The 17611-nt window shown below is 69.3% G+C and carries 16 protein-coding genes, 1 tRNA gene and 1 riboswitch; of the genes, 1 reads left to right on the forward strand and 16 read right to left on the reverse strand.

Annotated elements, in window-relative coordinates:
• Positions 1–200: 200 nt before the first annotated feature.
• From BM394_RS14675 to BM394_RS14700, 6 genes are all read right to left on the reverse strand, one after another.
• Entirely contained in the window at positions 201–1934 is a 1734-nt protein-coding gene (locus tag BM394_RS14675; protein WP_245780201.1) for a PH domain-containing protein, read from the reverse strand.
• On the reverse strand, positions 1931–2443 hold the full coding sequence (locus tag BM394_RS14680; RefSeq protein WP_092978831.1) for a PH domain-containing protein: 513 nt from the start codon (positions 2441–2443) through the stop codon (positions 1931–1933). The genes BM394_RS14675 and BM394_RS14680 overlap by 4 nt, the downstream gene beginning before the upstream one ends.
• A 134-nt stretch (positions 2444–2577) precedes the next feature.
• On the reverse strand, positions 2578–3603 hold the full coding sequence (locus BM394_RS14685; protein WP_092978835.1) for an ABC transporter substrate-binding protein: 1026 nt from the start codon (positions 3601–3603) through the stop codon (positions 2578–2580).
• Positions 3604–3689: 86 nt separating this feature from the next.
• Complete coding sequence (locus BM394_RS14690; RefSeq protein ID WP_092978838.1) at positions 3690–4460, reverse strand: ABC transporter ATP-binding protein; 771 nt, start codon at positions 4458–4460, stop codon at positions 3690–3692.
• Positions 4460–5614: a FecCD family ABC transporter permease gene (locus tag BM394_RS14695; protein ID WP_092978842.1), complete on the reverse strand. Its 1155-nt coding sequence runs from the start codon at positions 5612–5614 to the stop codon at positions 4460–4462. The genes BM394_RS14690 and BM394_RS14695 overlap by 1 nt, the downstream gene beginning before the upstream one ends.
• A 231-nt stretch (positions 5615–5845) precedes the next feature.
• Positions 5846–5956: riboswitch (cobalamin riboswitch) on the reverse strand.
• A gap of 131 nt (positions 5957–6087) precedes the next feature.
• Positions 6088–6161, reverse strand: a tRNA-Leu gene (locus tag BM394_RS14700).
• Between the two features lie 205 nt (positions 6162–6366).
• On the opposite strand from BM394_RS14700, the gene BM394_RS14705 reads away from it, so the two are divergent.
• Positions 6367–6588 carry a DUF3618 domain-containing protein gene (locus tag BM394_RS14705; protein ID WP_043578384.1) on the forward strand — a complete coding sequence of 74 codons (222 nt, stop codon included), beginning with the start codon at positions 6367–6369 and terminating at the stop codon, positions 6586–6588.
• A gap of 129 nt (positions 6589–6717) precedes the next feature.
• On the opposite strand, the gene BM394_RS14710 is transcribed toward BM394_RS14705, so the two are convergent.
• From BM394_RS14710 to BM394_RS14755, 10 genes are all read right to left on the reverse strand, one after another.
• On the reverse strand, positions 6718–7332 hold the full coding sequence (locus BM394_RS14710; RefSeq protein WP_092978977.1) for a TetR/AcrR family transcriptional regulator C-terminal ligand-binding domain-containing protein: 615 nt from the start codon (positions 7330–7332) through the stop codon (positions 6718–6720).
• A 152-nt stretch (positions 7333–7484) separates the two neighbouring features.
• Complete coding sequence (locus BM394_RS14715) at positions 7485–7805, reverse strand: hypothetical protein (protein WP_092978844.1); 321 nt, start codon at positions 7803–7805, stop codon at positions 7485–7487.
• A gap of 119 nt (positions 7806–7924) precedes the next feature.
• Positions 7925–8512 carry a nucleotidyltransferase family protein gene (locus BM394_RS14720; RefSeq protein ID WP_092978848.1) on the reverse strand — a complete coding sequence of 196 codons (588 nt, stop codon included), beginning with the start codon at positions 8510–8512 and terminating at the stop codon, positions 7925–7927.
• Positions 8505–9617, reverse strand: a complete 1113-nt coding sequence (locus BM394_RS14725) for an XdhC family protein (protein ID WP_092978851.1) — start codon at positions 9615–9617, stop codon at positions 8505–8507. The genes BM394_RS14720 and BM394_RS14725 overlap by 8 nt, the downstream gene beginning before the upstream one ends.
• 189 nt (positions 9618–9806) lie before the next feature.
• On the reverse strand, positions 9807–11270 hold the full coding sequence (locus BM394_RS14730; protein ID WP_092978981.1) for an NCS2 family permease: 1464 nt from the start codon (positions 11268–11270) through the stop codon (positions 9807–9809).
• 277 nt (positions 11271–11547) lie between these two features.
• Positions 11548–12048, reverse strand: coding sequence for a nucleoside deaminase (locus BM394_RS14735; protein WP_245780202.1), 501 nt, complete (start codon positions 12046–12048; stop codon positions 11548–11550).
• 166 nt (positions 12049–12214) lie between these two features.
• A complete protein-coding gene (gene pucD, locus BM394_RS14740) occupies positions 12215–14530 on the reverse strand; it encodes a xanthine dehydrogenase subunit D (protein ID WP_092978856.1) in 2316 nt (771 codons plus the stop codon).
• Between the two features lie 100 nt (positions 14531–14630).
• Positions 14631–16076, reverse strand: a complete 1446-nt coding sequence (locus BM394_RS14745; protein ID WP_092978862.1) for an 8-oxoguanine deaminase — start codon at positions 16074–16076, stop codon at positions 14631–14633.
• On the reverse strand, positions 16073–16576 hold the full coding sequence (locus BM394_RS14750) for a (2Fe-2S)-binding protein (RefSeq protein WP_092978865.1): 504 nt from the start codon (positions 16574–16576) through the stop codon (positions 16073–16075). The genes BM394_RS14745 and BM394_RS14750 overlap by 4 nt, the downstream gene beginning before the upstream one ends.
• Entirely contained in the window at positions 16567–17475 is a 909-nt protein-coding gene (locus tag BM394_RS14755; protein ID WP_092978869.1) for an FAD binding domain-containing protein, read from the reverse strand. The genes BM394_RS14750 and BM394_RS14755 overlap by 10 nt, the downstream gene beginning before the upstream one ends.
• Positions 17476–17611: the final 136 nt, after the last annotated feature.

Below are 17611 nucleotides of genomic sequence, written 5' to 3' on the forward strand. Positions count from 1 at the left end.
CCCGGTGAGGGATGATTCCCGCCCGGTGCGGCACGGTGCGGCGGTCTCCGTTCCGAGGTCACCGGTAACCACGGTTTTGTCCCGGGGTTCGTGTCGCGCGGGTGGGGTTCCGCGGCGTTTCGCGCGAAGAATCGCGCGTCGGCGGATGACGTGTCTTTCCGTGATTTCCGATCCGTCGGTACGGGTGAGTAATTTTCGTATCAGGGGGTCGTTTCGTTCCCGATCTCGGATGGGGAATCGTTCGGCGGGATCGTGGGCTCCCTGGCGGATTCCGAATTCTTTTCCAGAAAGGGTTCGAGCAGGCCCGGCACGCAGCGTTCGGCGAATGCCAGTCCCTGCTCCGCTCCCGCGTCGGGAACGTAGTAACAGCCGTCCCCCGCCGCGGTGGTGGCGCCCACGGTGAGCAGACCGGTAAGTCGTTGCACCGGCGACTGGCTGATGCGCCACCCGATGATTCCCTCGCGCTGCAGCAGCACGGTGCGCTTGACTCCGGTGCCGTAGCGCGTGACGAGGTACTCGTCGCTGTGACCGTGTCCCAGATTGCGGTAGGCGTCCCAGGCGAAAGCGGCCGCCGGGAAACCCGCCAACAGCGGCACCGACCAACTCCACCACGGGATCAACTCGGTGCGTGCCGCGGCCACCGCGAGCGCGACCGAGACCGCGACCACGGGAAGCAGTGCTCGTGTCAGTCGCCGCCGCAGCGCGGTACGCGGATGTGCACGCAGCGGACTCCCGCCCTCGAGCGAATCGGAGCGTTCCAGCACCCCTGCGGCGGTTCGCTCGGCGACCCCGCGCGGCGCGGGGGGAAGCAGCGCCTTGTTGTCCGATCGTCCCGACGTGGCGCCCTGCCCCAACCCGGTGGCCACGGCGGTGAGCCTGCTGCCACCGGCCCACCGCAGCAGCAGCGGCTCGGCCAGCTCCACCCCGCGCAGCCTGCGCCGTTCCAGCGAGACGGCGCGGGTCGTCAGCAGTCCCCGCCTCGTCCGGAGCGTGGTGTCGTTCTCCCTGGTGAGGCGGAAGCCCCACCACATCTCGACGGACAGTGCCAGCGCCCCCAGCAGGCCACCGAGCAGCACCGTCACCACGGCCGAGACGACCACCAACCACACGGGGACGTGGCTCCACACCGACATCGCCTTGTCGGAGAACCAATCGGTCGCGGTGTCGGAGGCCCAGAGCGCGCGGAACACGTCGCTGAGGGTGCTCATCGCCGAGCCGACGGCGGCCCAGGTGACCAGCAGCAGTGAAGCGGTCAGGGTGCTGTAGAGGTACCAGCTCGGGCGCATCCGAGCCAGTTCCGCGCCGGTCTCCCCCTCGACGGTCCCGGGGCGGCCGGGGCCGAAGGGCTCGGTTCCGGATCCGCCGGTCCCGCTCCCGCTCGCCGGGCCGGTTCGGGGCCGCAGCAACAGCTCACGCAGCTGCTCCGCCCTGGCCGTGGGCAGCGCGTCCAGTTTGACGTCGCTGTCGCTTATGGACTGCCTGCCGGTGCCGATCTTGACCACCGAGATCCCCAGCATCCGGTGTACCACGGGTGCGGTCAGATCGACACTGCGAATGCGTTCGCGCGGGATGGAACTGAAACTCCGCGAGATGTTGCCCTGACGCAGCTCGAACCGTTCGTCCGTGACCCGGAACCGGGTGAAGTACCAGTGCAGCCAGGATCCCAGCGTGGTGAGCAGGACGACGGTCAGCCAGACACCCGCCGTGCCCAACGCGCGCAAGGAGCTGTCGCGGGAAAGCGCCATCACCCCCACCACCGGAAACATCGGCGCGATGACCAGCACTGTCGAGGCGAGAATCGCTTTCGGATCGAGTCGTTGCCAGGCCTCGAACGAATCCGGTGCCCCCGGTCGGGTGCCGGTGGGGGATTCGCCACCGGGCTGCTCGTCACTGGGCTGCTCGGTAGCGGAGTATTCGGCGGATGGTTCACTCAAGTGGCATCACCCGGAGTGGCCTGCGTGGTTCTGGTGAGCCGCTCCGCGAGCTCCGCGGCCACGTCCCGCTCCAGTCCGTCGATGCTCAGCGGTCCAGCAGCGGACGCGGTGGTGACGGTGACGCTGGAGAGCCCGAGCGCGCGTTGCAGCGGTCCCCGTGCGGTGTCCACGGTCTGGATCCGCGACATCGGGGCCACCCGCCATTCCCTGCTCACCCAGCCCGCGGCGGTGTACACGGCCGAATCGGTGGTTTCCCAGCGGTGCACGCGGTAGCGCCACCAGGGCATCACCGCGACGTAGCCGATCCCGAACACCCCGCACACGATCAGGGCGATCACCAACCACTCGCGGACCGCGGGCAGCCACCAGGCCGCTCCGCCGAGTGCCAGCAGGAGCACCGCCACTCGGGAGACGGCCTGGCAGCTCCACCAGAGCACGGCCCTGCGGGCGACCCGGTGTCGCGGTGGCCGCAGCCGCACACCGCCCTCGGTGCCGCCGACGTCGATCATCGCCACCTCCGTGCAGCTTGTGGTCCCCCTCATTCTGGCAGGGGAGTTTCCCGCCGCGGTGGGGTGACCGTTCCGACACCGACACGGTGCTCGGAGCGAGACGTCTCGGTCGACATCGGCACACCCACGGCGAATCAGCCGTTCGAGGTCGGTACGGACTCCAGGAACTCGGCGAGCTCGCGCACCGCCGAGGGGTTGCGCGGCCCCTCCACCAGAGCCGCGTAGGGCAGGTCGATGAACCGTTCCCGCCGCACTGCCTCCAGCTGGGAAAGCGCGGGATGACCGCGGAGGAAGTCGGTCTTGTCCCGTACGCTCTTGCTCCCGTAGTCGTTGATCAGGATCACGTCCGGATCGGCGCGCAGCACGGTTTCCCAGCTCACCGAGACCCAGCTGTCGTCGAGATCGGCGAAGACGTTCCTGCCGCCCGCCTTGTTGATGATCTGATCGGCCGCCCCGCCGTTACCGGAGGTGAAGGGCTCGCTCTGCCCCGAGTCGTAGAGGAACACCGTGGGACGCTCCTCCTCGGCCGAGTCGGGGCCTGCCCGCTCGATGGTGCTCTTGTACTCGGAGACGAGCTTCTCGGCCCGTTCCGGCACGCCGAACAGCTCGCCGAGGTTGCGGATGTCGGTGTAGAGCGCCTCCAGCGGAGGCATGATGCCCCGTTTGTCGGTGCCATCGACCCGGCAGGACTCGCTGAGCACGTAGGATTCGATCCCCTCGGACCTCAGCCGTTTCGGGGTGAGGCGTTCCGACTCGCCGAATCCGTAGTTCCACCCGGCGAAGACCATGTCCGCGTCCGCCTTGCGGATCTGTTCCATCCCCATTTCCTCGGACAGGTGCGTGACCTGTTCGAACTGCTTTTTCCACGGGGAGCTCGCCGCGCCACGCCGCTGTCCGTCGGACAGGAAGTACCCGGCCATCCGGTCCTCCAACCCGAGCGCGAACATGATCTCGGTGATCGCGATGTCGTTGGTGACCACCCTCTCCGGCGGGGTTTCGTAAGTGTGCTCCCGCTCGCAGTTGGTCAGCGTCACCGGGAACCGTTCCGGCACGTCCCCGGAGGACTCCGATGCCACTTCCGCCCCGCAGCCGCCGAGCAGCAACGCGCTCGTGAACAGCAGCGCCGCACTCCGAACCGTCGACTTTCGGTACTTGCCCATTCCTCGTGTCCCCTCGAATCGTTGTCGGGTCGAACCGGTTCCAGGTCGAACCGGTGTCGGGCCCGGTCTCTCGGGCTCGGTCGTCCTCAGGTGCCAGTGGTTTCGGCGGGCGCGAACAGCAGCTGCGGAACTCTCGTCTCCGGGTGTTCGACCACGTGCACCCGGACTCCGAAAACCGCGCCGACGGTTTCGGGGGTCAGTACTTCGCCGGGAGGCCCACCAGCCACGACACGTCCCCGTCGCAGCACGTGGACGTGGTCGCACCAGGCAGCCGCCAGGTTCAGGTCGTGCAGCGCCGTCAGTGTCGTGATGCCCAGCCGACGCACCAGCGAGAGCACCTCCAGCTGGTGGCGAATGTCGAGATGATTGGTGGGCTCGTCCAGCACCAGCAGTTCCGGCCGCTGAACCAGTGCCCGCGCGATGAGCACCCGCTGCTTCTCCCCGCCCGACAGCGAGAGGACGCCTCGCTCCGCCAGGTGCAGGCAGTCCACCGCGCGCAGCGCTTCGATCGGTCCGTAACCGTTCGGTTCCAGGGTGGACTCGCGGTGCGGGGTTCGCCCCATCTCGACGACCTCGGTGACGGTGAAGTCGAATTCGGACCGCGACTCCTGGGTCAGCGCCGCGGTCAGTCGAGCGCTCTCGCGCAACGACATGGCGACCAGGTTCCGACCGCCGAGCCGGATGCTGCCCCGATCGGGGCGCAGCGTGCGGTAGACACAGCGCAGCGTGCTGGACTTGCCGCTGCCGTTGGGACCGACCAGGCCGACGAGCCCACCCGAGGGCACCCGCAGGTCCACGTCCTCTACGATCCGCTTACCAGCGGCGGAAACGGCCACCTCTCGCAGTTCCAGATCCATCAGCGGCCTCCCAACGTGGCGCCGCGGCGGCGCAACAACAGCAGGAAGCAGGGCACACCGATCGCCGCCGTGATCACACCGAGCGGCAGCTGCTCCGGAGCGGCGACGGTTCGTGCCAGCACATCGGTCCACACCAGGAACACCGCGCCCGCCAACGGGGCCAGCGGCAGTACTCGCCGGTGGTCGGCGCCGACGAGCAGCCGGACCAGGTGCGGCAACATCAGGCCGACGAAGCCGACCGCGCCGCTGACCGCGACCAGTACACCGGTGACGGCAGCGGCGAGTACGAACAGCTCGCGGCGGAACTTCGCGGGATCGACTCCCAGCGTCGTGGCCGTCTCGTCACCCATCGCCAGTGCGTTGAGCCGGTTGCCGGAAAGCAGCAGGTAGCCGATTCCACAGCAGACGACCACTGCGGCCACGGGCAGCGAACGCCACGTAACACCGCCGAGGCTGCCCAACAGCCAGAACATCACGGACTTGGCCGCGTTGCCGTTCGGCGACTGGAAGATCAGCAGGGTGGTCACGGCGGAGAAGCCGTAGGACATCGCCGTGCCGGTCAGGATCAGCCGCAGCGGGGTCAACCCGTCCGCGGTACGGGCGATCAGGTACACCAGCGCCGTCGCTCCCAACGCACCGAGGAACGCCGCGGTGGAAAGTGCGTACAGTCCGAGAGCCCCCAGGATTCCGTAGAGCGCGACGGCGCTGGCGCCCACCGAGGCACCCGAGGAGATACCGAGCACGAACGGGTCCGCCAGCGCGTTGCGCACCATCGCCTGGGTCGCCACTCCGACGGTGCTCAGCCCGGCACCGACAACCGCGGCGAGCAGCACGCGGGGAAGCCGGACGTCCCAGATGATGTAGTAGAGCCCCGAGTCCTCGGCCGGGACGACTCCACCGCGCAGCGCCTGGTACAGCAGCTCGACGGTCTTGCCGAACGGGATACCGGTCGGCCCCAGGGCCACGCCGCAGATCACCGAGACCAACAGTCCGGCACCGAACAGCGTGCAAAACAGCGGTAGCCGGGCTCGTCCGGGGCGGTTTTCCGACTTCGTCCGTTCGGATCCATCCTCGGGGAAGTTGTCGTCGGCACTGTCGTTCGGCCGTGTCGTCGAGTCCGAAGCGGCTCGCTCGACGGTGCTCGTGTCGTTCATCGCCGGTGCGCACCCGTCGGAACCGGTTCGCGGTTCCGTGACAGGGGAAGAGCGCGTGGTCGCATCGGAGGTGAAGCTTTGTCGCACAACGGGAGGTGCCTTTCGTTCGCGGTCGAGGACCGCGCGGGGGCACCACGCGCACGGGGTCACCGCCTCGGGGCGGCTGTGCCGGTGCTCCCTCCCGCGATCCTCGACGGTCGTGGAGCTTCGCCCACCGCGGCGCGTGCCGGGGGGCTCTCATCGGCAGCGACGGGTTCTCGGGCTTGCTCGAACGAGCTCACCGTTGCGGGTCAGCGCCGGATTCGCACCGGACTTCCCCCGACCACTGCCGGTTTCGTTGTCCGGACAATCCTCGGGGGATAGATCAGCTGTGTCCACGTGTTGTGTGAGTGCCCACAAACCGGGAAACGCTCCGGGAAGCGTCACCGGACCGGTCGCGGGCGGAAAAGAAGCACAGCGGAACCGCGGGAGAGTGAGGCCGGCGGGACTCGAACCCGCACTGGCTAGGACCTAAACCTAGTGCCTCTGCCAATTGGGCTACGGCCCCTCACGAGTCAGGATACCGATCCACACCGCCACGTGACGGGCAGGTCCCGTCCGACCGTTCCGCGACACGGGCAGCTCCACCACCCGTTGGTGCTGTGGTGTGATCTACGGTGTGCACAGCCAGAGTGCCCGAGCCGGGAGTCCCGCTCCCCGGGCGCGCGTACGCTCACCCGATGCCGAGACCCCGGCGAGTACGAGGAGGACAGGTGGCCCGCGATCCCGACGCCATCCAGCGCGACATCGAAAAGGCTCGTGAGGCGCTCGCAGCTTCGCTGGACGAGCTGGAAACCAAGGCCAACCCCACTCGCGCCGTCGAGGTGGGCAAAGCCACCGTGCGGGAGAAACTGGAGGACCCCCGGATCCGCTACGCGTTGATCGGTGCGGGCGCGCTGACGGCGGTTCTGGTGCTGCGCAAGTTGCTGCGCTGAAGCTCCCTGCCGAGGCAAGCCGGCCGCGGTCCGACCGGCTTGCGGGCACGGCGGGACCGGCGGTTCGACGTCGCGAGGCGCCGGCCCACGCGCCGGTAGCCGAACGGGTGGCTCGTTCCGCGAGGAAGACTAAGGACTCCGGTGCAGCAGTGGCAGCAGTGCCTCGCGCAACAGTCGATCCACGAAGGGCTGATCCAGTGGTTCCCCGGTCAGCATCAACCGGTGGATCAACGCGGCCCCGGCGAGCTCCACCACGGTGTCCACCGGGGCGTGCTCGCTCGTCTCACCCCGTTCGACGCCGCGGTCGATGATGCTGCGCAGCACGTCGCGCTGCGGCAGCAGGAAGGAGTCCCGGAAGGCGGCGGCGAGCTCCGGCTCGTGCGGCAGCTCGCCGACGAGTGCCTGCGCGCCCTTGCCGACCGGGCCGCTGAGGAACTCCGCGAACGCGCTGAGGAACTCGCGCAGATCGCTTTCCATCGAGCCGTTGTCCGGTTGCGGAATGTTCCGTCGCGCCAGCTGGGTGCAGGTGTCGATGACCAGTTCGAGTTTGGACTCCCAGCGGCGGTAGATGGTGGCTTTGCCCGCCCGCGCCTGCGCTGCCACCGCGTCCATGGTCAACGCGCGGTAGCCGACCTCGGCCAGCACCTCGAGGGCGGCGTCGCGCAGCGCGGCGTCGCGGGTGGCGTCACGCGGTCTGCCCCGCGACGGGGTGGCTCCCGCGTCCTGGGCGCGGCTGCCACCCACGGGATGCTCGGCTTCCCAATCGTGGTCGATCGGTGTGTTCACGGGCCGTCATCCTAGTAGTAGGGCTTCGCCGGCCCGGCTCGCCGCCGTGGTGCACCGAGAACACCGGCCGGGTGACACCGATGAGCCTCGTCCGGTCCGAGCCCGACCATTCAGCCGGGATAGCCGCCGGGATGTTGCTGTGCCGCCGCGGCGGCCGCCTGCTGAGCGGCCGCACGGGTGGCCTCATCGGACAGTCCGTGCCGGGCCTGTAAGTAGGCGATGCTGAAGGCGAAACCGTCGCCGTCCAGTAAGTGGATGACCACGCGTCCGGCCGAATTGGGCGCCAGCTGCTCGATCAGCTGGTCCGCCTGGACCCTTGCCGCGATCAGTCCCGGCGCACGCGCGCTGCGCGATTCCCAGTCGGAAGAGACGTGCACCACCCAATCGTCCCCGTCGGGCAGGTAATTGGCTGTGATGTGCCCTTGAGCCATGATGCCTCCGCGTCCAGCATGCTCAATCATCGCCGTGAACTCGCGCGTTCCGGCCGAAGGGCGGCCGCATTGGGCGTGGATCGGCACGGTCACTCACGCGTGGTCATTGACTCTACGGGTTATCCCCCGTTCAGGTCTTCCGGGCGGTCGATATCGAAAGCCTCGGCGACGTCCTCACAAGCCACGAGCGCTACTTCGCGGGATCGCAGATAGTCCCGCGCTCCCCGGTCTCCCCGAGCGGCGTCGCGTACTCCGTCCCAGTGCAGCCTGCCCAACAGCACCGGATGGCCGCGCTCGCCGCGGTAACTCGCGGCCGCGAGCGCGTCCGGAGCGGCGTATTCCGACACCCGCCGCGCAGCGAATTCGGTAATTCCCGGCATGTCCACCGGAAGAATGAGAGCGCTCGTCACATCGGAATAGTGCTCCGAATCGCGTAGTGTCGCCAGTCCCGTACGCAACGACGAGCCCATTCCGCCGCGCCAGTCCGGATTGGTCACCGGCACCGAGTCGGCGAGCTCGGCGGTTTCCGTGATCCGCTCGGCCGCGGCGCCGAGCACCACGAGCACCGGTTCGCACCCCGCCGCGCGCAGGACGGACACGGCCCGCTCCACCAGCAGCGAGCCGTGATGGCGAACCAGCGCCTTGGGCATGCCGAACCTGCGGCCCTCGCCCGCCGCCAGCACCACGCCCGCCACCCGTTCAGGCAACGTGGATCGGTCCGCTGGTGTGCGTCAACGGGTGCGCACTGCCGTGGTTTCGCAGTGCCACGATCTCCGCCGCGATGGCGACCGCCGTTTCCTCGGGAGTCCGCCCGCCGAGGTCGAGCCCGATGGGAGCGCGCAGTCGTTCCAGCTCCGATGCGGTCAGCCCCGCCGCGCGCAACCGATCCACGCGATCGGCATGGGTGCGACGTGAGCCGAGCGCACCGACATAGCCCGCGGGACCACGCAGCGCCTCCCGGAGCACCGGTACGTCGAACTTCGCGTCGTGGGTGAGCACGCAGACAACGCTACGTCGATCCGTGGCGATCTCGGCCAGGTACTCGTGCGGCCAGCGCACCACCACCTCGTCCGCTTCCGGGAACCGTCGCCGCGTGGCGAACACCGGGCGGGCGTCGCACACCGTCACGTGATAACCGAGGAACTTGCCCACCCGTGCCAGCGCGGCGGCGTGGTCGATGGCACCGAACACCAGCATGCGCGGTGGGGTGTTCCACGACTCGACGAACACGGGGTGCTCGTGCCCACCGGGAACGCACAACTGTCCGATTCCGGAGGTGTTCCGGTCGAGCATCGCCCGGGCCTCGGCCACCACGGTCTCGTCCAGCTCGGCGTCACCGGTGCCGCCCACGTGCTCGTCGACTCCCACCGCCAGTGTCCGCCCGGTGTCGAGCACCCGCGCCACCGCGACGGGCAGACCACGCCGGGCCGAGCGCAGCGCCCAGGCCAGTGCCGCGCCCGTGCCGCCCGTTCCCGTCGCTGCCGAGTCGAATCCCGTGCCGGGCTCGACCGGATGCAGGTATACGTCCAGCTGTCCGCCGCAGGTGAGCCCCACCGCGAACGGGTCGTCCGGATCCGGGTCGAACGAGGTCCGCACCGGTTCACCGTCGGCCAGCGCTTCGAGGGCCAGCGAGTGCACCGCCCCCTCCACGCAGCCGCCCGAGAGGCTGCCCAGCACCGTCCCGTCGGCGTGCACCGCGGCGGTCGCACCCACGTCACGGGGCGCGCTGCCGCGCACTCCCACGATCGAGGCGATCACGAACCGTTCACCGGCTTCCAACCATCGCAGCAGTTCGTCGCCGATCTCGCGCATACCAGCCACCTCTCAAGCGGATCGAAAGCGGGCGAACCCGGCTCGAAGGACCTCGTCGAAGCCTCCGGCCGTGCCGACCTCGGTCACACCGACTCGGTCACACCGGCCTCGCCCGGCGGCGATTTCGCGCGAAATCGCCGCCGGCGGGGACCGGGGAATCCCGGCGCGTGCGCGGGTCCTCGCGAATGCTCAGGAGACGCCGAACACGGCCTTTACCCCCTCGATCCCGAAATAGATCGCGAAGATCAGTGACAGCACGCTGAGCAGCCAGCCGATCTCCTTGGCACGTCCCTTGCAGATCTTGATCGCGCAGTAGGAGATCAGTCCCGCACCCACGCCGTTGGTGATCGAGTAGGTGAACGGGATGATCGCCACGGTCAGAAACACCGGGATCACGAAGTCCTCGTCGTGCCACGGAATGTTGCGCACCTGCGCCATCATCATCCCGCCGACCAGGACCAGGGCGGGAGCCGCCGCCTGCGCCGGAACCACCGCGGCCAGCGGGGTGAACAGCATGGTGGCCGCGAACAGCACACCGGTCACCACGCTGGCCAGACCGGTACGGGCTCCCTCCGCCACTCCGGCCGCCGACTCCAGAAAGACCGTGTTCGGGGAGGAACCGGTGACACCGCCGCCCACCGCGCCGATGCCGTCGACCAGCAGGATGCGGCCCATCCCCTGAACCTTGCCCTCCGAGCTGGTCAGCCCGGCCTCACTGCTGACGCTGGTGATGGTGCCCATCGCGTCGAAGAAGCCCGACAGCACCAGTGTGAACAGGAACACCACGGCGGCGATCACGCCCGCGTTCACGAACCCGCCGAACAGGTCGATGTTGCCGAACAACCCGAAGTCGGGCGTGGCCACCAGGCTCGACGGCAGGTCGGGCGTGGTACGCCCCCACTGCTCGGCTGGCACGTCGAACACGGCGTTGACCAGGACCGACAGCAGCGTTCCGGTCACGATGCTGATCAGGATCGCACCGGGCACCTTCCGGGCGACCAGCACCACCATCAGCAGCAGGGTCAGGCAGAACAGTCCCAGCGGCCAACCGACCAGGTGCCCGCTCGGCCCCAGCTGTACCGGGACATCGGTGTTGGCCGCATCGGGCTGCCTGGTGACGAACCCGGCGCTGACCAGCCCCACCAGCGCGATGTAGAGACCGATACCCACCGTCAGCGCGGTCTTGAGCGCCGGCGGAATCGAGTTGATGATCCGTTCCCGTACCCCGCTGATCGCCATCAGCACGATGCACACACCTTCGAGCACCACCAGCCCCATGGCCTGTGCCCAGGTCATCTCCGGCGCGACCGTGAAGGCCACCACCGGTATCACACCGAGTCCGGCCGCCATCGCCAGCGGCGCGTTGCCGACCACACCCATCAGGACGGTCATCAGCCCGGCACACAGCGCCGTGGCGGTGGTGAGCTCGGTGTTGCTCAGACTCGCACCCGTGATGTCCTCGGAGGAACCGAGAATCAGCGGGTTGAGCAGGACGATGTAGGACATCGCCACGAATGTCGTGATCCCGCCCCGCACCTCGCGGGACATACTGGAACCGCGCCGGGTGATCCGGAAGTACCGGTCGATCGGTGAGCGCGGCTCGGGCTCGGGGGCCGGATCCGTGTCCGTCGAATCCGGTCTCAGCTGGGTCATGCGTCCTCCCATGCCGGTGGGCGCCCCCGGCCCGTGCCTTCGGCGGCGGCTTTCGGGCCGGACTGGTCCTCGGGCCGTGAACAGCACTGTGTCCGGCCCGATCAGGGGCGTTTGATGAGTTACGAATGTTTCGAGCACGGCGGTTGACGCCTTGCTGCGGGGGGCTGGAACGCGCACCGAGGCGCACTCCTCGCTCCGTACCCACGGCAGCGGTCGCGACCCGGTCGTCGCGAACCGCCGCCGCCGTGAAACGGCACCGACAGCGTAAACGGAGCCGTCAGTACTCGACGCGGTCGGCCTTGTTCTGCCAGGCGTCGAAGGGTTCGGTCCGGTTCGCGATGTCGAGGCGCCGTACCGGCGTCGGCCACACCGCGTCGGGATCGGTGAACAGTTCGTAGAAGGCCCGGTCGTCGAAGCCCGCGACCGCGGCGTCGTGGCGGTCGGCCGCGAAGCCGATCCGGTCCACCCTGCTCCACAGCGCGGAGGCCAGGCACATCGGGCACGGCTCGCACGAGGAGATCAGCACGCAGCCGTCCAGCCGGAAGCTGTTCAGGTTGCGACAGGCGTTGCGGATGGCGGTGACCTCGGCGTGGGCGGTGGGATCGAGATCGGTGGTCACCATGTTCGTGCCGGTCGCGACGATCTCCTCACCACGACCGATCACGGCACCGAACGGACCGCCGCCGTTCGCCACGCTGTCGGTGGCCAGCCGGATCGCTTCCCGCATCCACTCCTCGGCTCGTGACGGGAGTGCGTCCACGGTCTGCTGTGCGGACAAGACTGTTCCTTTCCTGGTGCGGACGGTTGGGGCGGACCCGAGTGGGTTCCGGCGCGGCGCGCGGAGCACGGATCGTTCGGAGGCGTCGCGCCGGTCTCCGCCCGGGTCCGCGGTAGAGGCGTCCCGAGCGGGCCCGTGGTTCGCCGGGGCCCGCTCGGGCGGCGACTCAGCCGATGACGTGCTCGGGACCGACCGGCACGTGGGTGAGCTCCTTACCGGTGGCAGCACGGATCGCGGCCACGATCGCGGGGGTGGAGGAGATCGTGGGTGGTTCCCCCACGCCTCGCACGCCGTACGGGGCGTTCGGATCGCCCCGCTCGATGACGTCGACGTTCATCGGCGGCATGTCGAGGATGGTCGGGATCAGGTAGTCGGTGAACGAGGGATTGCGGATCTTGCCCTCGCCGACCTGGATCTCCTCCATGACCGCGAGACCGAGTCCCTGCGCCGAGCCGCCCTGGATCTGCCCCACCACCGACTCGGGGTTGACCGCCTTGCCGACGTCCTGCGAGCAGTCCAACTGCACCACTTTGATCAGTCCCAGCTCCGTGTCCACGTCGACCACGGCACGGTGGGCCGAGAAGGCGTGCTGCACCTGCGCGCGCTCGCTGTGTCCCTGCTCGTCCAGCGGGAACGTCTCGCGGTGGTGGTACTCCCTGGTCTCCTCGACGACCTCGGAGCCGAGAACCTCGGCGATGTCGGCCAGCACACCCGAACTCGCCGAAACGACCTTCCCACCGGTCAGCGACAACTCCGATGGCGGCTCGCCGTACCGCTCCGCGGTGAGCGCCAGCAGCCGTTCCCGCACGGCTCGACACGCCGCCTGCACCGCACCACCGGTCACGTAGGTCTGCCGGGAGGCGGAGCTGGAACCGGCCGGTCCCACGCTGGTGTCGTTCGGGTGGATGTTCACCCGTTCCACACCCAGCTCGCTGCGGGTGATCTGCTGCTGGACCGTGACCACGCCCTGGCCGACCTCGGCGGCGGCGGTGTGCACCATCGCGAGCGGTTCACCGGCCACGACCTGCAACCGCACCCGGGCGGTGGAGAAGTCGTCGGCACCCTCCGCGTAGCAGATGTTCTTGATGCACACGCCGTAGCCCACACCGCGCACCACCCCTTCGCCGTGGGTGGTGTTGGAGGCCCCACCGGGCAGGTCACGGATGTCGGGCGTGGTGTCGGGGTGCTGCGCCTCCGGCAACGGCAGGTCGCGCACCCGGCGCAGCAGCTCCGCCACCGGTGCCGGGTAGTCCAACACCTGACCGGTCGGGGTGGTGTCGCCCCGGCTGATCGCGTTGCGGACGCGCAGTTCCACCGGATCCATGCCGAGCTTCGCCGCGAGCCGGTCCATCTGCGACTCGTAGGCGAAGGCCGGCTGTACGGCTCCCAACCCGCGCATCGCACCGCAGGGCGGGTTGTTGGTGTACATGCCCCAGCCCTGGATCGAGACGTTGGCCACGTCGTAGGGCCCGACCCCCAGCGTGGTGCCGTTGCCCACCACCACCGGGGTCTTGGAGGCGTAGGCGCCCCCGTCGAAGTAGAGCTGGGCGCGGACGTACACCAGGTCGCCGTCCTCGGTGGCCCCGTGCTCGTAGTACATCCTCGCCGGGTGGCGATGCACGTGGCCGAAGAAGGACTCCTCCCGGTCGTAGACGATCTTGACCGGTCTGCCGGTGCGCAGCGCGAGCATGCAGACGTGCACCTGCATGGACAGGTCCTCCCTGCCGCCGAACGCGCCTCCCACACCGGACATGGTCATCCGCACCAGCTCCGGGTCCAGGTCCAGCGCCGCCGCCGTCTGCTTGCGGTCACTGTGCAGGTCCTGCGTCGCCAGGTACAGGTCCACCCCGCCGTCCTCGGCGGGGATGGCCAGCCCGGATTCGGGACCGAGGAACGCCTGGTCCTGCATACCGACGGTGTAGGTGCCCGAGATCACGACATCGGCCGTCGCGTCGGGATCGCCCTTGACGATCGGCTGGTACCGCACCGTGTTGCCGCCGGGGTGCACCTTCGGCACCGACTCGTCCCGGGCCGCCAGCTCGGCGTCGACCACCGGTTCCAGCACCTCGTAGTCGACCTCGACCAGATCCAGCGCACGCCGCGCGGTCTCCGGGTGATCCGCCGCCACCAGCGCCACCGCCTCACCGCGGTACCGCACCACGTCCTCGGCGAGCACCGGCTGGTCGATGTCCTTGAGACCGTAGAGATTCCGCCCCGGCACGTCCGCCGCGGTCAGTACCGTGTGAACGCCCGGTGCGCGCAGCGCCGGACCGATGTCGATGGAGCGGATCCGTGCCGAGGGGTGCGGGCTGCGCAGGGTGGCTCCCCAGAGCATGTTCTCCGCCCACAGGTCCGAGGAGTAGGCGAAGTCCCCGCGCACCTTCAGCGTCCCGTCCGGACGCAGCGGTGACTCGCCGACCCCTCCCGCGATGGCGTCGTCGAGGTCCTGGGGGCGATGTGCCGGTGCGTGTGTATTGCTCATCGGGCCACCTCTTCCGGAGTGTGTCGTGCCGACCGGTCTCGACGTGCGGCTGTCACGGAGCGTGGGACAGCCGGGCGGGGAACCCGCGGAGGTGTCGAACTCATCCGACCCCCTTGGCGGCGATGCTCGAACAGCTCCGGCGCAGCTCCGCTGTGAGGTCGCGCTCCGACTCCCGCGTCAACCGGGAGTCGGCGACGACGGTCTCGCCGCCGCACAGCAACTCGCGCAGCTTCGGCAGCGGTCCGAGCGCCAGCGCGGCGACCGGATCGCCGATTCCCGCGTGGCCCAGGCCGTCGAGGTCCCACAGCGCGATGTCGGCGAGCTTGCCGGGCTCCAGCGAACCCAACTCGTCCTCCCGGCCCAGACAACGCGCTCCACCACGGGTTCCCATCCACAGCGCGTCACGAACCGACAACGCGTCCGGTCCGTACCGCGCCCTGCCGAGCAGCAGGGCCTGACGCAGTTCGTCACCGAGCCGCCCCGACTCGTTGGAGGCCACCCCGTCGATACCGAGACCGACCGGGGCGTTGTGGTCCAGCAGGGGACGCACCGGAGCGGTTCCGGCCCCGAGCCGTCCGTTCGAGCTCGGACAGTGCGCCACCCCGGTTCCGGTATCGCCCAACCGCGCGACGTCGCGCTCGGAGAGGTGCACGCCGTGCGCCAGCCAGACGTCCTCACCCAGCCAACCGAGCCGCTCGGCGTACTCGACCGGATCGCAGCCGAACTCCCGGTCGCAGCGTTCGAGCTCGTCGATCGTCTCCGCGAGGTGGGTGTGCAGCCGCACCTCGTGTCGCCGGGCCAGTTCGGCGGACGAGCGCATCAGTTCGCCGCTGACCGAGAACGGGGAGCAGGGGCCCACGGCCACCCGCACCCGGGAGTCGAAGGCCGGGTCGTGGAACCGTCGGATCGCGTCCTCGGTTCCGCGCAACGCCGACTCGGTGTCCTCGACCGCCGAGTCCGGGGGCAGTCCCCCGGCGGACTGCCCCCGGTCCATCGAGCCGCGCACCGCGTGCAGCCGCACGCCGATGCGTTCGGCTCCGGACACCACGCCGCCGAGCACATCCCCACCCGTGTCGGGAAACACGTAGTGGTGATCGGCGACAGTGGTGCATCCCGACAACGCCGTCCAGCCCAGCCCCGCCGCGGCGGCGGAGCCGGTCAGCTCCTCGTCGATGCCCGCCCATACGGGGTAGAGCTCGGTGAGCCAGCCGAACAGCGTCGCGTCGACCGCGTAACCGCGTGTCGCCCACTGGTAGAGATGGTGATGCGTGTTGACCAGGCCAGGGGTGACCAGGCAACCGCTGCCGTCCACGCGGCGCACCGCTCCCGGCTGCGGCGGGGCCGCACCGGGCCCCACGGCGCTGATGCGGCCGTCCTCGATCACCACGTGGCCCTCGGCGTACTCGGTTCCCGTGGCCGATGTGTTCGGGTCCGGTGCGTCGACGGTGACCACGGCCGCACCCTCGATCACGGTGCGGCTCGGTTGTCGTCGCGCGTCGCCGCCACTCGTTCCGGTGCTGCCACTCGTTCCCGGGCCGTGGTTCATTCCCGGTCACCTCCGGTGGAGTCGGAGATGCCCGTGCCCGCGTTCCGCTCCGCCGCGGTGCGTACCGCCGCCATGATCTTCTCGTAACCGGTGCACCGGCACAGGTTCCCGGCCAGTGCCTCCCTGATCTCCGCGTCGGAGGGATCGGGCACCCGGTTGACCAGGTCGTCCGCCGCGACCAGCAGTCCGGGGGTGCAGAAGCCGCACTGCACCGCGCCCTCGTCGATGAAGGCCCGCTGCACGGGGGCCAGCTCCTCCTCGTCGGCGAGACCCTCCACGGTCCCCACCTCACGGTCCTGCGCCTGGCCCGCCGCCACCAGGCAGGCACAGACCGGAACCCGGTCGAGGTAGACCGTGCAGGAGCCGCACTCGCCCTGTTCGCAGGCGTTCTTGGAGCCCGGGAGCCCGAGCCGTTCCCGCAGTACGTACAGCAGGCTCTCGCCTTCCCACACGTCGTCGGCGGTCATGTCGCGGCCGTTGACGTTCAGCTTTAGGCGCATCGTTGCCTCCCGGAGAATTCGGTGTCGCCGCGGTACTCGTCCCATGCCCAGGACAGCGTGCGGCGCGCGAGCACGCGCAACGCGTGTGTGCGGTAGCCGGCCGTACCTCTTACGTCGTCGATCGGTGCCGCCGCGTGGGCCACCAGCTCGCCGAACCGCTCGGTGATCGAGTCGGGCAGCGGGCGCGGGTCGTCCCACTGGTCGGCGTCGGTCAGCGCCGCGGCCAGGAACGCCTCGGCCTCGGTCGCGGGGCGCGGGGTGGGGGCCGCCGAGCCCAGTCCGGTACCGACACCGCGCCGGTCCGGCCACAGCGCGACCGCGAAGGTGCACACGGCGATGACCATCGCGTTACGAGTACCGATCTTGGAGAACTGCTGCGGACCCGTGCTCACCGGCACGTGTACTGCCGCGACCAGCTCGTCCGGGGCCATGTCGGTGCGTTTCACCCCGGTGAAGAACTCGCCGATCGGGATCGTTCTGCTGCCGCGTACCGACTCCAGCTCGATCTCCGCGTTCGACGCCAGCAGCGGGGGGTGTCCGTCGCCCGCCGGGGACGCCGACGCGAGGTTCCCGCCGAGCGTTCCCCGGTTCCGGATCTGCGGCGATCCCACGGTTCGGGCGGCCATGGCGAGCCCGGGCAGACTGGTACCCAGCTCGTCGATCAGTCGAGAGTAGGGCACGCCCGCGCCGATGCGCACCGACGCCACGCCGTCCCGCTCGGTTCGCGACCACTCCCGGAGCTGTTCGATGCGAGTCAGGTCGAGCAGCGTCTCCGGGCGCCGGTGGTCGAAATTCAGTTCCACCATGACGTCGGTGCCGCCCGCGACGGGAGTCGCATCGGGGTGGTTGGCCTTTGCTTCGAGCGCTTCGCTCCAGCAGGCCGGTCGTAGGAAATCCACTGTGTTTCTCCAGATCACAACCCGAGATAGGCCGTTGGGATGTGAGTAAGTACACAGCCTGTCCACCCGAATTGACTAGCGGTGGAAAACATGAATCGAACCGCTGGTGAACGAGTGGTTTTCGTGCTTTCCTACA

This window comes from Actinopolyspora lacussalsi subsp. righensis (assembly GCF_900116555.1).
Classification (GTDB): Bacteria; Actinomycetota; Actinomycetes; order Mycobacteriales; family Pseudonocardiaceae; genus Actinopolyspora; species Actinopolyspora lacussalsi.

Excerpts from the sequence above, each read along its gene's own strand:
- BM394_RS14685 (WP_092978835.1), bottom strand. The coding sequence starts at position 3,603 with ATGGGCAAGTACCGAAAGTCGACGGTTCGGAGTGCGGCGCTGCTGTTC.
- BM394_RS14750 (WP_092978865.1), bottom strand. The coding sequence starts at position 16,576 with ATGCGCCTAAAGCTGAACGTCAACGGCCGCGACATGACCGCCGACGAC.
- BM394_RS14730 (WP_092978981.1), bottom strand. The coding sequence starts at position 11,270 with ATGACCCAGCTGAGACCGGATTCGACGGACACGGATCCGGCCCCCGAG.
- BM394_RS14745 (WP_092978862.1), bottom strand. The coding sequence starts at position 16,076 with ATGAACCACGGCCCGGGAACGAGTGGCAGCACCGGAACGAGTGGCGGC.
- BM394_RS14690 (WP_092978838.1), bottom strand. The coding sequence starts at position 4,460 with ATGGATCTGGAACTGCGAGAGGTGGCCGTTTCCGCCGCTGGTAAGCGG.
- BM394_RS14725 (WP_092978851.1), bottom strand. The coding sequence starts at position 9,617 with ATGCGCGAGATCGGCGACGAACTGCTGCGATGGTTGGAAGCCGGTGAA.
- BM394_RS14695 (WP_092978842.1), bottom strand. The coding sequence starts at position 5,614 with ATGAACGACACGAGCACCGTCGAGCGAGCCGCTTCGGACTCGACGACA.
- BM394_RS14715 (WP_092978844.1), bottom strand. The coding sequence starts at position 7,805 with ATGGCTCAAGGGCACATCACAGCCAATTACCTGCCCGACGGGGACGAT.
- BM394_RS14680 (WP_092978831.1), bottom strand. The coding sequence starts at position 2,443 with ATGATCGACGTCGGCGGCACCGAGGGCGGTGTGCGGCTGCGGCCACCG.
- pucD (WP_092978856.1), bottom strand. The coding sequence starts at position 14,530 with ATGAGCAATACACACGCACCGGCACATCGCCCCCAGGACCTCGACGAC.